Below are 13,838 nucleotides of genomic sequence, written 5' to 3'. Positions count from 1 at the left end.
CCGTCAGTGAGTGTCCAGCCGCAAGGTGCTGACATGCTTGAGCGGCATGTAGGTCAGCACCACAGCGGTGTCGGTCAGCTTGTCCAGTCGGTAGTGCGTGTCGAGCATTTTGCCGGGCACGATGCGCCCCGGCACCGAGCAACGGTTGCACAGCGTGTACTGGTGGCCATTGCCGCTCAGCACGACGATTTTCGATTGGTTCTCGTAGCGCCACTGCGCGCTCACCCTGAAGGGCAGCGGCGGTGGCTTGGGCGGTGCGGTGTCGACCGCCATCGGTGGCGGCGCGGGCGTCCAGGTCTGGGCGGGGAACAGGTCGACCGTTTTAGCCGAGGTTGGCGCGGGTGGAGGCGCAGGCGCCGTGGGTTGGGTCTGCGGTTTGGTCGCCACGGGTGCCGATGAGGGGGCAGGGCTGTCTAGCCTGTCCTGCCAGAACAGCCAGCCGCAACTGATCAGGGTCAGTAACAGAAGCACGCGCAAATACAGGGGCAGCTTCATTCCACTACCCCCAGCACACTGACCTTGAGGTTGATGTCCAGCATGGCGCTGGTGATGTCCTTGCGCTCCAGGGTCACGCGCTCGATACGCACGGCTGGCTCATTCGCGACGTCGACCAGCGCATCGCGCAATAAGGTGTAGGGGCCGGTGAGCGGGATGTCCAGGTCCAGGCGTTGCAGCCCGCTGTCGCCCGGTGTGGAGTAGGCCAGGGTGGTCTGTTCGATGGCGAAGCCGTGGCGGGTGAGCACGCCCAGTAGGGTTTCCAGTCGGGGTGCAAAGTCCTGCGCGCTGGGTAAGCGTTCGACCACTGCCGGTTCGGTGACTTGCACCTCCTGAGGTTGTGCGTCGATGCCGGCTTGCAGTTCCTGGCGCGCAGGTTGTCGCTGGTGCGCGCTGGGTAGATCACCGTCACCTCGACCACCAGCGCCGCCGCCATCACTCCCAGTGCCAGCAGGCCCCAAAACCCCAGTCGCTGTTGCAGCCTGGTCAATTGCCAGCGCAGGCGCGGCAGGTGGCGAGTAAGGGCGCCCATCGGCATTACCCCGCGCCAACGCTGAGTTTGACCAGTACCGGGTGTTGCGGGTCATTGGCCTTGCGGGCGCTTTGTTGCAGGTTCACCTGGACGCCGGGTTGCGCCTTGAGCCGCTCGGCAAACCGAAAGGCGTCGCCCAGCCCTTTGGCCTCCAGGTCCAGGTGAATCAGTTGGGCTTGTGTGTTGACCTCGACGCGGGTCAGGGCGATGTCCCCGGACCAGGCCTGCGCCACGGCATCCATCAGGGCGAAGGGTGTAGCCGTTTGTTGGGCGAAGGTCGACAGCTGTTGTTTCTGCTGGGGCGACAGGCGAATGGCGGCCTGGATCAACTGCTCCTGGCGGCGGGTCAGTTGGATGAAGTGCTGCTCCAGTGCGTCGGTCTGTTGTTGCTGTTGCTCCATGTGTTGCCAGTGCTGCCAGGTGTTGAACAGCAGGGCGGCCGCGACCAGCCATAGGGCAGCCACCCATGGCCGGTGGGTGGCGCTGGCGCGTTGGAAGTCCACGTCTGGCCCTTGGGGCGCACGCAGGTGCCGCCAGACAGCCGCAAGCCTGGATTTCATGCCGACGACTCCTCAAGCCAAGGGTGCACCGGCCCCAAGCGGTTTTCCGTCGGGGTGTTGGTGACGACCAGGGTGGCAGCGGCATGCCGCTCCACCAGCAGGTCGGCGGTGAACAGGTTGTCGCTCAAGGTGCTGCCGGGTGGGGTCGGTATGACGCAGACCTGATCGATCACACCCTGTTGTCGATAGAGGCAACTGAGGCTTTCGGTTTCAGGCACCACCAGCACACAGTCGGCCGGTAATTGCCGCCAATACCGCTGCGCCACCGCCGTCAGCAATGGCGTACAGCTCACCAGTGGCAGGCGGCGCAGCTTGAACAGCTCCCGCAGGTCTTGCAGCAGCGCCCGTTGCATCGCGACCGCCAGGCGTTCATGACCGAAGGCGCTGTCCGCGACGTGTATCTGCCACAGCTCGGGGTCGATGCCTGCGTGTTGGTTGAACATGGCCTCGGCGAATCCTTGCCAATCGTCTGCGCTGTACAACCCCGGTTGCCACGCCAGCATCAGGTAATGCACATGGGGGAAGCCCAGCAGCACGGTGGCGCGGTCCAGGAACCCCACGCGGCCACGCGGCGCCTGCTCCAACAGCTCGGCACAGGCGGTCAAGGGCTCGCCGTTGTGTTGCGCGTGCCACACCGGTGCACCGCCCCAGCGCCGGCGTGCGGCCCACTCGGCGCCGGTGCTGTGCAGCCACACCACATGCTCAATAAAGGGAAATGACACGGTGGATCTCCTTGAGTGTGGTATCGCCCTGAGCGGCATGAGCCAGGGCGATATCGCGGATAAACACGTGGCCCGTTTCACGCGCAAGTTCACGCAGGCTGGAGGCCGAGCTGCGGTTGAGCAGGCCTTCCTTGATGCTGTCGGTCAGCGTCAGCACTTCGGCCAGGGCGAGCCGGCCGCGATAGCCGGTGTGACGGCAGGCCTCGCAGCCTGTGCCCACGCGGTAGTGGCCTTGTCTGAGCTGTGCGTCGGGCAACTGGGCGAGGCGGACAATGTCGGGGTCGGGTTTGGCGTCCACGCCGCAGTCCGGGCAGATGCGCCGCACCAGGCGCTGGGCAACCACCCCATTGAGGGCTTCGACAAGGCTGGCCGGGTCCACGTCCATGTAGGTAAAGCGCTCCAACACACTGAACGCGCTGTTGGCGTGCACCGAGGACAGCACCAGGTGCCCGGTCAGCGCCGCCTGCACCGCGATGCCGGCGGTTTCGCCGTCGCGGATTTCCCCCACCAGAATCGTGTCCGGGTCGTGGCGCAGGATCGAGCGCAGGCCACGGGCGAAGGTCAGGCCCTTCTTGTCGTTCACCGGGATTTGCAGCACGCCGCGCAGTTCGTACTCCACCGGGTCTTCGATGGTGATGATCTTTTTCTCGCCGGTATTGGTCTCGGACAGGGCGGCGTAGAGCGTGGTGGATTTGCCGCTGCCGGTGGGGCCGGTGACCAGCAACATGCCATAGGGCTCGCTGGCCAGCACCCGGATGCGGGTGATGGTGCCGGCGCTCAGGCCAAGGGTTTCCAGGCTCAGGGCCTCGCCGCGCTGGGACTTGTCGAGAATCCGCAGCACCGCATCTTCGCCGTGGATGCTGGGCATGATCGACACGCGAAAATCCACCTCGCGGCCCTGGATCTTCATCTTGAAACGCCCATCCTGGGGCACCCGCCGCTCGCCGATATCCAGCTCCGACAGCACCTTGATCCGCGACAGTGCCTGCTCCGCCATCTCCAGGCCGCTGGCCTGGCCCATCTGCTGCAACACGCCGTCGATGCGGTACTTGATCACCAGGCCTTGGGGCGTGGTTTCCACATGGATATCACTGGCGCGGCTTTGCAACGCATCGAACAACATGGAGTTGACCAGGCGTACCACCGGGTTGTCGTCGCGGGCGATGCTGCTCAGGGAGATTTCCTGGGCGGCCTGGCTGACACGGGCGTGTTCGTCGTCGCTGCCGAAGGGTTGCATGACCCGTTGGCTGGCTTCGGCGTTTTTCAGTTGCTTCATCACCTCCCCGGGCAGGCTCATAGCCAGGGGTAGTTGGCGCAAGGTCTCCAAGGGTTGCAACCACTGCCGGCTGGCCAGGGTGAAAGGGTCGCCCAGCACCAGGCACGGCTGGCCATGGTTATCCACAGGCAGCACGTTATGGATCAGTGCCTGGGGCAGTGCCAGCAGGTCGAAACGCCAGTTTTCACCGAGGTGCTCCGGGGTAATGGCCCTCAGGCCCAGAGGTCGGGCAACGGTGCGTAACTGGTCGGGGGCTTTTTCGAGCACCTCGCGCAGGTAGTCGGACAAAGAGATACCCCGTTGTGCCGCAAGCGCTTGCCATTGCTGTGTCTGCTCGCTCATCGCACTACCCCTGGATGGAGCCCGCCAGCTCGAAAATCGGCATGTACAGCATGAAAACGATCAAGCCGATCAACCCGCCCACCACCAACATCAGCAGCGGTTCGAAGACCTTGCTGAACAGTTCGATGGCCCGCTCAAGTGCCTCGTCGTGAAACTGTGCGATGCGTTCGCACATGGCCGCCAATTCGCCGCTTTGCTCACCCACGCGCAACAGGCGTTCGGCGACGGCGGTGGTCAGTTGATGGCGGGCGAGGGCGGTGGAGAGGGGCTGGCCGGCCTGGATATCCGTCAGGGCCTGGCGCAGGTCGCGTTGACGCTCCACGGGCAACAGCGCGCCGGACAATTCCACTGCCATGACCACCGGCATCCCGCCCGTCAGCAGCATGCCGGCGGTGCGATAAAACCGCGCGAGGATAAACAGCGTGCGCTGGGCACCGAGGCTGGGGATTTTCCACAACAGGCCCGCTGCACGACGCTTGAACCCGGCGCTGCGAAACATAAGCACCAGTGCCGCGATGGCCAGCACCAGGCCGATCAGTAACGCCATGCCATGCGCATCCACCAACGCGCCCCACCACACCATGAAGCGTGCGCTGGCTGGCAGGTCGCTGACTGCATCGAACACCGAGGCGAAGCGCGGGATCACGAAGAACAGCAAAAACAGCAGGATCAACGCGCCCACGCTGAGCACCACCAAGGGGTACATCAGGGCGCCGCTCACGCGCTTTTTGACGGTTTCCAGATGCGCTTCGAAATGATGGTAGCGGCGCAGGGCCACGGCCAATTGGCCGCTGTGTTCGGAGGACGCCACGGTGGCGATCAGCAGTGAAGGAAACGTCTGCGGCGTGAGCTGCATCGCCTTGGACAGCGCGTTGCCTTCGTACATGGAGGCCAGCAGATCGCTCATGACTTGTCGGTTGATGCCCGGTGGCGCCTTGTCGCGCAGGGTTTCCACGGCTTCCACCAACACCAGGCCGGCGTCCAGCAGCACCACCAGTTCCTGGATAAACAGGCCGAGGGCGAACCTGGCGCGTCGACTCGGCAGAGTGAACGGGCGGCGCGCCTTCAGCCAAATGACCTGGGCGCCGTCGGCCTGTAATTGCTGGCGTGCCTGGGGCAAATCGAGGGCTTGCAGACGCAGGGTCTGCAAATGGCCGTCGCGGATGATGCGTGCGTCGATGTCGATCATCGGGTTTGCCTGGCCAGTTGCTGGCGTTGTTGCAGCAACTCGCCGTAGTAGCGCCACACGGCAAGGGCGTAGCGCGAACGCCGTGCTTCACGGTCCGGCTTGGCCCCGGCGTTGTAGGCGCCTACGGCTTGCCAGCTGTAGCCTTTTTCCTGAATGAAGCCGGCCAGGATCCACGCGCCCACCATCACACTGGTGCAGGGCTGGGTGAGCAGGTGCTGTTCGGTGATGCCGAACCGGGCCAGCGCCGGCAAGTGACGGCTGTTGATCTGCATCAGGCCGATGTCCTGGCTGCCATCGCTGTTGACGTTGCGCGCCATCGGATTGAGTCCGGATTCGACCTTGGCGATGGCGTACAACAAAAGCGGATCGACGTGGTAACGACTGGCTGCCAACTGCCAGCAGTTGGCCTGGACGATGCCCGAAAGGCACAGCAGGGTCAGGGCGATCGGCACGGTGTGCATCAGGTTCTACAGCCCGTACACGATGTCAGCGTAGGTGTTTACACCGCCTGCCTTGCCATCGCGGCCCAAGGAAATGATCTCGGCATCGTTGGGTGGCGTGCCGGGGTTCTTGTACAGATAGGGGTTATTCCAAGGGTCTGGCGGCAAAGTCTTCACATACGGCCCCTGCCAATTGTTCACGTTGGCGGGGCGCGTGGTGAGCGCGGCCAGGCCCAGTGTTTCGTCGGGGTAGTTGCCGTTGTCCAGGCGGTACTGGTTCAGGGCATCGGCAAGGGACTTCATCTGGCCCTGGGCCGTTTGCACTTTGGCCAGCTCCAGGCGATCGAACATCTTGGGGCCGACATAGCTGGCGAGCAGGGCGATGATCAGCAGGACGACCAGCAGCTCCAGCAACGTGAAGCCGCGTTGGGGGCTGTGGATAAAAGAGTGTGTGCGCATGTAAATACCCTGTGGGAGTGCCAAGGTAGGGCGGTTGTGTATAACTCTCCCGGCCCGTTGTCATGCGGGCACCGCCGGTAGAACTGCGTTAGAACATTGCCAGTTCACGTACATCTTCAACTGTAGCGGTGCACGTTATAGGGCGCCGTGAGACGCCCTATAACGTTTGGCGCTTACGCTTATTCACTAACTGAATAGGCGTGGGTATGTCGATGGGTTATTTGACTTCTTCCCAGGCTTGCTCCCATGCCGTGCCCGAGCCGGGCGCATAAGCCCATCCAGCGCCTGCACACCAGGCAGTGTAAGGGTGGGGTTTGCACTTATAGTTTTTGCCGACGTTAGTCACGATATCGCCTGCCTTATAAGCGGTGCCTTCTTTATAGGCCGGGTATTCCCCACCGTCACTGGCGGGAGTAACAGTGAAGTTCAACTCCGCTTGGCTGTTTTTCCCGTTTTGCATATCCCGCACATTCAAACGAGCGACGTACACGGTTGGCTGAGTGACGGTCGCCGCCACGCCATTTACGGTGACTTGGTTGAGCGGTTGGTTCGCCCCAATAACCACCCAGACGTAACTCAATGGACCGTTATAACCGACGGACTGTCTGGCGCTGAAGGTAAATGGTTGGCCCGATTGCACGGTGGTCGGCCCGGAAATATGCGCTATGGGTGCAGTAGGATTGACCGGTGTCTGGCCGCCCCCCGGGATAATCGCCATCGCTTTGGAGTAACCCCTGGCCAGTGCGAAAACAGAGTTAGCGCTGTAATCGGTGCGATTAAACACGACGGTACTGCCGTCTTTTTCACCCACTTTGGCAATCGTCGGGTCAATGCTATCCGCCAGTTGTTTACCCCAGATATTAGGGTCCAGATTGCTCGCGGTAATGGGCAGGGTTATATCAACGATTTCTTTAGCCGCCGGCGTATTGTCCAAAATACGGAAATGTACCGCGTCACCGGGTTTGAGCCTGTTCATAACGGTGTCTATGAAGGGGCCCAGGTCGATCAGTTGTATGGGGATGGAAGGGCCTTCGATAGTGATATCGCTGCAGTTGTAGAAACCTTCGCCCGCCGAGTCCTCTCGTTGCCAGCGCATGAACAGTACGGCATCCCCTGTCCGATTGGAGGGAATGGCAACGTTGAACTCGAAAAAGCCGGTTGCCCCTGTTATGGCCGGTGGTGTGCTCCCCCAATTGGTCTTCGCAACGGTCAGGCGTTCCGAGTGGACCAGTTCCACGTCACTCCATTTCAGTGCTGCCTTGGAGGGGTCATACCCGGGTTTGCTCAGGTATATCTTCACAAAACTGGGTACATGGGGCGCCGTACCAATCAAGCGTACGTAGAGTTTGCCATTGGCTGTTGTCACATCGGTCCTGTGCCAGTCTGCACTGAGCGCATTGAGCCCTTCTTTCTGCGGATCGTTGGCCGAACAGAGTTTTCCATCAGGTATCAGTGTTTCGACGTCAGCCTGGTTGTTGTAGTCGTAACCTTCGTCTGCCCTTATCAGTTTGGCGACTTCATTCCATTGCTGCCCCGGATACGATCCGCTCACGGCGTTGATGGCTGCGCAACCCTTGTCCTTGGGGTTGTTCCAGAAGTCTGGCTGCTTATAGCAATACACCTGTCGGGAAACAGGAATATCCACGGCGCCGTGGGCCCATGTCAGTGCCGGCATCAGTAACACGGCGGCCAACACCCCTTTCATCAAGCACGTAAAGTACAGCGGTAAATTTCTCATGTTCGAGTCCACCTTCAATTCAGATAACCAAGTTCCGAACTGCTGGAACGATCAGTGTGGTTTGTGCGATGCATCAATGAGTCAGCTGATCTCCCATGGGAGCGACGCGGGTTGCAGGGTTACTCTGTCCAGGGCCGTACAGAAACACCCACCCTTGATAACTGCCTTGTCCTGTAAAACTGTGATTGAGGGCTGCAAAGTTGTCTTGTTTGAAGGGCGTGCCTGCTGCGGTGCTGAATACACCCATGATGGTTTCGCCGGCCCAGGCACCACGCCCCAGTCGGCGTTGCCGGTCAGCGGGTCGGTGTAGACCCTGCGCAGGTAGCGCTTGATGGTCGGTTGGCGGCGGTCGAGCACCAGGTCTTCGAGGGATCTGGGGAAGGTGCTGCCGTGCGCGTAATACAGGCCGATGGCGCGACGGATCTCATTGCCCCGTGCGAGCAACTCCAACTCTCGTTCGCGCTGCAACACGCTGGACCACAGGGTGCCTGCTTCCATCAGCATCACGGCCACCACTGCCACGGTCACCAACATGCCCATGAACACCGAGCCGTGTTGGTGTTGCCTACCAGTCGGCATAGGCGCTCCCGTCTTTTGCGGTGCCGGGCGCGCCGCTGCGTATGTCGCCCAGGCCTTGTTCGTCGGAAGGTTGCAGGTGCCAGGTGTCGCGCTTGCCGGTCAGTGGGTCCATGGGGATTTCGCGCAGATAACGCCGTTCCACCAGGGCTTTCAGGGACTCGGGATTGGCGCCGTGGTCTTCACGGTACTGGTCCAGCGCCTGGCGGATGGAGGACAAGTTATGGCGCAGCACGGTTTCCTGGGCCTTGGTGTGCTGGCGAAAATACTGGGGCGTTACCAAGGTCATGAGGGTGGCGATGATCGCCATGACCACCAGCAACTCGATCAGGGTGAAACCCCGATTACCACTGGCTGTATAACGTTCCATTCAAGCTCTCCCGAGGGCTGCGGGACGAAACGTCGAATACATCTTCTCCCTCTTGTGGGTTATCAGCGGTGCTTTTGTAACTGCGCAGTTGCCAGGTTTGCGCGGGCGACAGTTGCGCACACTCGCAGACAGGGTCGCGGGGAATACGGCGCAGAAAGAAGAGTTTTTTGCCCTTGAGATCGGTCTTGTCCGTGACCCCCTCGACTAATACGTGCAGTGAGGGTGGATAACCGCTGTCGCTGATGCTTTTTTCAATGCGACCGTCGTCGCTGGCTTCTTTATAGGAGTCGATCGCACGGCGTATTTCCCGCAACGAGCGTTGCAGGTCGAGTTCCCGGTCGCGTTTGCTCATCAACGCCGTCAGCGGATAAGCCACTGTCGAAAGCGTGGCCAATAAGGCCAGCGTCAGTAGTAATTCAATCAGCGTAAAACCTTTGGCGCAGTGACGGCTGGACTGACCCTGCCACATCACTGATCTATCTCCCTCTATCGCGCCAAGGACTTCTGCACTCACCCAGGCCAGTGGATATAACTGCAAAAATGAGTGTAGATGAACTTTTAATATGAGTGTTTTTTGTACAGTAGGCCGATAAAAGGGGGTTACCCACAATCGCTGTGCACGTGCCTGTGGATAAGGTGTTTGTGGTTGTCCACAGGTCACGCAAATCAAGGCCTGTGGCGTGCTGTACGAAAAATAACCAGGCTAAGTGGCGGTTTTTACAGGTGTTTTGATGTGGATAAGCTCTGCGCTCGACGTGGAGTTGCCCCCAAACTCTGTTGGCGGTTCTGTGGATAAGATGTTCGCTCTCGGCTACAGACCATATAAACAGAGGCTTTCATAAGGTTGGTTGTATTTTGATCAATTTGCGTCTTTTGCTTCGAAAAAACCCTGGATGCCCCGGTTTATGACGGTTTGAGATGGTTTTCCACAGCTCGGCCAGAGTTGCCCCCAAAGTCTGTTGGCGGTTCTGTGGATAAGGTGTTTGCGTACCGCTGTGAGCCATGTATTACGTGGCTTGCAAGGTATTGATCATAAATTGATCAATGTCTGGTGAAACCTGCCATGTTGAATAAGTCACGGATTTTCTTCAGTTAATTTTGGGCAGGCAACGCAGTTGCCCACAATTGCTGTGGGTGGCTTTGTGGATAAGTTGTTGGTCAAAGGCTGAGAGGCAGGGTGGGAGAGGTCTGTGGGGGATTTGGTTGAATTTTGATCAGTGGAAGGGGCGTAGCAACTGACGAGCCCCTGCGAGGCTCGTCAGCTGCTACGCACATTGAATGGCCACAATCAGTCGTGTGCGGCCACACCTTTGAGATACGGCGCCGGGCCGCCCCCAGGTTGCTCAGCAGGCGTTCGCTGTACCAGTCCACGAAATTCACCACGCCGAACTCGTAAGTCTTGGAGTACGGCCCTGGCTGGTAAGCGGTGGAGTTGATCCCGCGCTGGTTCTCTTCGGCCAGGCGACGGTCCTGGTCGTTGGTGGCATCCCACACCTGGCGCATGCGCTCCACGTCGTAGTCCACGCCTTCGACGGCGTCCTTATGCACGATCCACTTGGTGGTGACCATGGTTTCCTGGGCGCTGATCGGCCACACGGTGAACACGATGATGTGGTCGCCCATGCAGTGGTTCCAGGAATGCGGCAGGTGCAGGATGCGCATCGAGCCCAGGTCCGGGTTCTTGATGCGGCCCATCAGCTTGGCGCAGCCCTGCTTGCCGTCCAGGGTCATCGATACGGTGCCTTTGAGCAGCGGCATGCGCACGATGCGGTTACGCAGGCCGAAGCTGGCGTGGGCGTAAGGGATCTTCTCGGCATCCCAGGCGGCAGCGGAGGCGGCCACGTGGTCCTTGAAGGCCTGGTCGGCACGCGGGTCGGTGACGTCATCCCATTCCAGCAGGGTTTTCAACAGCTCCGGGTGCGATGCATTGCAGTGGTAGCACTCGCGGTTGTTTTCCAGCACCAGTTTCCAGTTGGCCTTCTCGAACAAGGTGGTTTGAATCGCCACCTTGGTGTTCTCCATGTCGTACGGTTCCATGTAATGGTTCAGCGTCGACAGGAAGTCATCAATGGCCGGTGGATTCTCGGCCAGGCTGATGAAGATGTAGCCGCCGGCGGTCTTCACGTTCACTGGCTTGAGGCCGTACTGCTTCATGTCGAAGTCGGCGCCCATCTCGGTGCCGGCGAACAGCAGGCGGCCGTCCAGTTCGTAAGTCCATTGGTGGTAGTGACACACAAGCTTGGCGACCTTGCCCTTGTCGCTGGTGCACAGGCGCGAGCCACGGTGGCGGCAGACGTTATGGAACGCATGCACCACGCCTTCGGCGCCACGGATCACGATGATCGGGTTCTTGCCGATTTGCAGGGTCAGGTAGTTGCCCTTGGCAGGAATCTCGCAGGTCATGCCGGCGATCAACCACTCTTTCTGGAAGATCTCCTGCATGTCGATATCAAACAGCCGCTCATCAGAGTAAAACGGCTGCGGCAGCGAAAACGTGCGCTCGCGCTCTTGCAGCATTTGCGCGGTGGCCTTGCGTGCGGGTTCCAGCGGATCGCCCAAGCTTAAGGTTGCGGTGACGTCCATCGTGTGTGTCCTCATGGCCATTCTGTGTGGCCGAGATAAGTGGCTAATCAGGTTTGCAGCAAGGCGTAAAGAAAGCGTCGTTGTTGGGAGTGAGTGTGGGGCCGGCGTTGCGACGATCCTTATCCATGGGCGACATGGCCCCATCTGATCCCGACGCGCAACCCCCTGTCGTTGGGGGCTGGTCGCGATAAGTATGTGAATGTCGCAGATAGGTAAATGGGTGGTTCTCGCGTTACGCAGAATCGCCACCATAAAGCCGAACATCGGCCGTGGAGAATCAGCATGTCCAACAGTTTCCTGAATCCAGTCACTACCCAGACCTGGGCCAATGGTCGGCACATCGTCCGTTGCGTCAAAGTCATCCAGGAAACCTGGGACGTGCGCACCTTTTGCTTCATGGCCGACCAGCCGATCCTGTTCTTTTTCAAGCCGGGGCAGTTTGTCACCCTGGAGCTGGAAATCGAAGGTCAGCCGATCATGCGCTCCTACACCATTTCGAGCTCTCCGTCGGTGCCGTACAGCTTCTCGGTGACCATCAAACGCGTGCCGGGCGGCAAGGTCTCCAACTGGCTGCACGACACGCTGCACGAAGGCCAGGAGTTGGCGGTGCACGGTCCGGTCGGGCTGTTCAATGCCATCGACTTCCCAAGCCCGAAAGTCCTGTACCTCAGCGGCGGCGTGGGGATCACGCCGGTGATGTCCATGGCGCGCTGGTTCTACGACACCAACGCCAATGTCGACATGACCTTTATCCACAGCGCCCGCTCGCCCAAAGACATCATCTACCACCGCGAGCTGGAGCACATGGCATCGCGGATCGACAACTTCAGCCTGCACCTGATCTGCGAAAAGCACGGCCTGGGCGAGCCGTGGGCCGGTTATCGCGGCTACCTGAACCACAAGATGCTCGAACTGATGGTGCCCGACTTCCTGGAGCGCGAAGTGTTCTGCTGCGGCCCGACGCCGTACATGAATGCGGTCAAGCGCCTGCTCGAAGTGGCCGGGTTCGACATGGCGCGCTATCACGAGGAATCCTTCGGTGCGACGCCGCCGGAAGCCCGTGCCGATGCAGTGGAACAAGCCGAACAAGCCGCCGACGCGCCGGAAGTCGATTTGGCCGACCTGCATCAGGTGGAGTTCATTGCTTCAGGCAAGAGCATCCGCGTGGCCCCTGGCGAAACCGTGCACGCAGCGGCGGCCAAGCTTGGGCTGTTGATCCCGAAAGCCTGCGGCATGGGGATTTGCGGGACGTGCAAGGTGATGAAGCTGGGCGGGGAAGTGGAGATGGAGCACAACGGCGGGATCACCGAGGAAGACGAAGCCGAGGGTTACATCCTGTCGTGCTGCAGCGTGCCGAAGGGTGATGTGCGTATCGAGTTCTGATGCTCAATACAGCCCAGGCCGACGGTCATGATGAACGTGATTGTGGCCGCTGATTGACTTGTCCCGGGCCTGCGCCAGGGGCAGATCAGCGACCAACTGTTGTTCCTCCGGGCGGGAGGCTGCGCCGGCCAGCGGGTAGCCGTCAGCGTCGACGATCACCGAACCGCCCACCCAGTTGACCCTATGCTCCTCACCATAGCGGTCGCACGCGGCGATGAACATGCGGTTGACTGCCGCATTGGCCTGGACCCGCACGATCTCTGCCGGCCTTTCACCGGCGGGGCGTGGGCCGTCGGGCCAGTTCACCGGGACGCAGAGCAAGTCGGCTTGCGCCAGCGCGGGCAGGCGCACCCACTCGGGCAATTCCAGGTCGTAGCAGATCATTACGGCGATCCGCCCGACGGCGGTGTCGACCACCGGAGGTGGTGCATCACCGGGGGTAAAGATCAGTTTCTCGCGGTCCCACAGGTGCGCCTTGCGATACACCGTCAGGCGCCCCGTGGGTTCGACCAGCGCTGCACTGTTGGCGACGTGTGGCGCGCTCAGGCGCTCGCAGAACCCCGCTACGATGATGATTCCCAGCTCGCGCGCCAGGTTTTTCCACAGGTTCAAGGTCGGGCCGTCGAGCGTCTCCGAGACACGGTAGGCTTCGTCTTGATCGAAGAAGGCGTAGCCGCTCTGGATCAGCTCCGGCAGGACGACCACCTGGGCGTCGAGGCTGGCCGCACTGCGAATCGCGCGCTCGGTCAGCGCCCGGTTGTAGTCGGCATCGCCGATATGCGGCGCCAGTTGATGGCAAACGACGCGTAGCGGTTTCACGACAAGTCTCCTTCCAATGCGCGCTCGCTGGCGTGCACAGCGCGCGATTCGGCGGCGTGGTCGAGTTGGCGGCTCATCGCACAGTAAACAAATGCCGAGACCGCCAGGCCGATGACGAACGCGATATCGGCGCCGTCCAGCATCAGGCTGATCGCGCCTTGATAAAAACCCAGCGACATAAACGGAATCATAGCCGCCAGGCCGAGGAAATACGCGACCAACCCGGCACTCGACCAGCGACCATAGATGCCAGCGGGATTGAAAATATCGCTGATGGCGTAGCGCCCTTTTCGTACGACGTAGAAGTCTGCTAGGTTGACGGCCGTCCAGGGCACCAGGAAATACAGCATCAAG

General features: G+C 60.7%; 15 protein-coding genes and 1 pseudogene. 1 reads left to right on the top strand and 15 read right to left on the bottom strand.

The features are described from left to right. Positions 1-3: 3 nt before the first annotated feature. The 13 genes and pseudogenes from IQK56_RS24290 to gbcA all read right to left on the bottom strand — a co-directional run. Positions 4-495 carry a hypothetical protein gene (locus IQK56_RS24290; RefSeq protein ID WP_193863954.1) on the bottom strand — a complete coding sequence of 164 codons (492 nt, stop codon included), beginning with the start codon at positions 493-495 and terminating at the stop codon, positions 4-6. Then, on the bottom strand, positions 492-1,082 hold the full coding sequence (locus tag IQK56_RS24285) for a hypothetical protein (RefSeq protein ID WP_246500281.1): 591 nt from the start codon (positions 1,080-1,082) through the stop codon (positions 492-494). Before IQK56_RS24285 ends, IQK56_RS24290 begins: the two co-directional genes overlap by 4 nt. Beyond that, on the bottom strand, positions 1,033-1,587 hold the full coding sequence (locus tag IQK56_RS24280) for a hypothetical protein (RefSeq protein WP_193863955.1): 555 nt from the start codon (positions 1,585-1,587) through the stop codon (positions 1,033-1,035). Before IQK56_RS24280 ends, IQK56_RS24285 begins: the two co-directional genes overlap by 50 nt. Then, positions 1,584-2,309, bottom strand: coding sequence for a hypothetical protein (locus IQK56_RS24275; protein ID WP_341869540.1), 726 nt, complete (start codon positions 2,307-2,309; stop codon positions 1,584-1,586). Before IQK56_RS24275 ends, IQK56_RS24280 begins: the two co-directional genes overlap by 4 nt. Beyond that, entirely contained in the window at positions 2,290-3,927 is a 1,638-nt protein-coding gene (locus IQK56_RS24270; protein WP_193863956.1) for a GspE/PulE family protein, read from the bottom strand. The genes IQK56_RS24275 and IQK56_RS24270 overlap by 20 nt, the downstream gene beginning before the upstream one ends. 4 nt (positions 3,928-3,931) lie before the next feature. Then, the gene (locus IQK56_RS24265; RefSeq protein ID WP_193863957.1) at positions 3,932-5,116 is read right to left on the bottom strand and encodes a type II secretion system F family protein; all 1,185 of its coding nucleotides are present in this window, start codon (positions 5,114-5,116) and stop codon (positions 3,932-3,934) included. Further along, positions 5,113-5,577 carry a transglycosylase SLT domain-containing protein gene (locus IQK56_RS24260; protein WP_122305828.1) on the bottom strand — a complete coding sequence of 155 codons (465 nt, stop codon included), beginning with the start codon at positions 5,575-5,577 and terminating at the stop codon, positions 5,113-5,115. The genes IQK56_RS24265 and IQK56_RS24260 overlap by 4 nt, the downstream gene beginning before the upstream one ends. 6 nt (positions 5,578-5,583) lie before the next feature. Beyond that, a complete protein-coding gene (gene gspG, locus IQK56_RS24255; protein WP_193863958.1) occupies positions 5,584-6,015 on the bottom strand; it encodes a type II secretion system major pseudopilin GspG in 432 nt (143 codons plus the stop codon). A 217-nt stretch (positions 6,016-6,232) separates the two neighbouring features. Further along, positions 6,233-7,753, bottom strand: coding sequence for a lytic polysaccharide monooxygenase (locus IQK56_RS24250; protein WP_193863959.1), 1,521 nt, complete (start codon positions 7,751-7,753; stop codon positions 6,233-6,235). An 81-nt stretch (positions 7,754-7,834) separates the two neighbouring features. After that, on the bottom strand, positions 7,835-8,332 hold the full coding sequence (locus tag IQK56_RS24245) for a pilus assembly FimT family protein (protein WP_246500280.1): 498 nt from the start codon (positions 8,330-8,332) through the stop codon (positions 7,835-7,837). After that, on the bottom strand, positions 8,319-8,699 hold the full coding sequence (locus IQK56_RS24240) for a type II secretion system protein (RefSeq protein WP_193863961.1): 381 nt from the start codon (positions 8,697-8,699) through the stop codon (positions 8,319-8,321). Before IQK56_RS24240 ends, IQK56_RS24245 begins: the two co-directional genes overlap by 14 nt. After that, positions 8,674-9,168: a type II secretion system protein gene (locus tag IQK56_RS24235; protein WP_193863962.1), complete on the bottom strand. Its 495-nt coding sequence runs from the start codon at positions 9,166-9,168 to the stop codon at positions 8,674-8,676. Before IQK56_RS24235 ends, IQK56_RS24240 begins: the two co-directional genes overlap by 26 nt. Positions 9,169-10,004: 836 nt before the next feature. After that, positions 10,005-11,282: pseudogene (gbcA, locus tag IQK56_RS24230) on the bottom strand (glycine-betaine demethylase subunit GbcA); the annotation flags it as partial. 282 nt (positions 11,283-11,564) lie between these two features. On the opposite strand from gbcA, the gene gbcB reads away from it, so the two are divergent. Further along, the gene (gene gbcB / locus IQK56_RS24225; protein ID WP_017738440.1) at positions 11,565-12,665 is read left to right on the top strand and encodes a glycine-betaine demethylase subunit GbcB; all 1,101 of its coding nucleotides are present in this window, start codon (positions 11,565-11,567) and stop codon (positions 12,663-12,665) included. Between the two features lie 3 nt (positions 12,666-12,668). Here gbcB and IQK56_RS24220 read toward each other — a convergent pair whose 3' ends face one another. After that, the gene (locus IQK56_RS24220; protein ID WP_150760225.1) at positions 12,669-13,484 is read right to left on the bottom strand and encodes a nitrilase-related carbon-nitrogen hydrolase; all 816 of its coding nucleotides are present in this window, start codon (positions 13,482-13,484) and stop codon (positions 12,669-12,671) included. Beyond that, positions 13,481-13,838: cytosine permease (locus IQK56_RS24215; protein WP_193901856.1), on the bottom strand; the 358-nt coding region annotated here is incomplete at its 5' end. The genes IQK56_RS24215 and IQK56_RS24220, both read right to left, overlap by 4 nt.

It is taken from the genome of Pseudomonas cyclaminis, from assembly GCF_015163715.1.
Lineage (GTDB): Bacteria > Pseudomonadota > Gammaproteobacteria > Pseudomonadales > Pseudomonadaceae > Aquipseudomonas > Aquipseudomonas cyclaminis.
This window is presented reverse-complemented; position numbering and strand designations above follow the sequence as displayed.

What these genes read in the sequence shown, in the direction of transcription:
- IQK56_RS24245 (WP_246500280.1), bottom strand. Translation starts at nt 8,332, where the DNA reads ATGCCGACTGGTAGGCAACACCAACACGGCTCGGTGTTCATGGGCATG.
- IQK56_RS24235 (WP_193863962.1), bottom strand. Translation starts at nt 9,168, where the DNA reads ATGTGGCAGGGTCAGTCCAGCCGTCACTGCGCCAAAGGTTTTACGCTG.
- IQK56_RS24250 (WP_193863959.1), bottom strand. Translation starts at nt 7,753, where the DNA reads ATGAGAAATTTACCGCTGTACTTTACGTGCTTGATGAAAGGGGTGTTG.
- gspG (WP_193863958.1), bottom strand. Translation starts at nt 6,015, where the DNA reads ATGCGCACACACTCTTTTATCCACAGCCCCCAACGCGGCTTCACGTTG.
- IQK56_RS24240 (WP_193863961.1), bottom strand. Translation starts at nt 8,699, where the DNA reads ATGGAACGTTATACAGCCAGTGGTAATCGGGGTTTCACCCTGATCGAG.
- gbcB (WP_017738440.1), top strand. Translation starts at nt 11,565, where the DNA reads ATGTCCAACAGTTTCCTGAATCCAGTCACTACCCAGACCTGGGCCAAT.
- IQK56_RS24270 (WP_193863956.1), bottom strand. Translation starts at nt 3,927, where the DNA reads ATGAGCGAGCAGACACAGCAATGGCAAGCGCTTGCGGCACAACGGGGT.
- IQK56_RS24265 (WP_193863957.1), bottom strand. Translation starts at nt 5,116, where the DNA reads ATGATCGACATCGACGCACGCATCATCCGCGACGGCCATTTGCAGACC.
- IQK56_RS24285 (WP_246500281.1), bottom strand. Translation starts at nt 1,082, where the DNA reads ATGACCCGCAACACCCGGTACTGGTCAAACTCAGCGTTGGCGCGGGGT.
- IQK56_RS24280 (WP_193863955.1), bottom strand. Translation starts at nt 1,587, where the DNA reads ATGAAATCCAGGCTTGCGGCTGTCTGGCGGCACCTGCGTGCGCCCCAA.
- IQK56_RS24290 (WP_193863954.1), bottom strand. Translation starts at nt 495, where the DNA reads ATGAAGCTGCCCCTGTATTTGCGCGTGCTTCTGTTACTGACCCTGATC.
- IQK56_RS24260 (WP_122305828.1), bottom strand. Translation starts at nt 5,577, where the DNA reads ATGCACACCGTGCCGATCGCCCTGACCCTGCTGTGCCTTTCGGGCATC.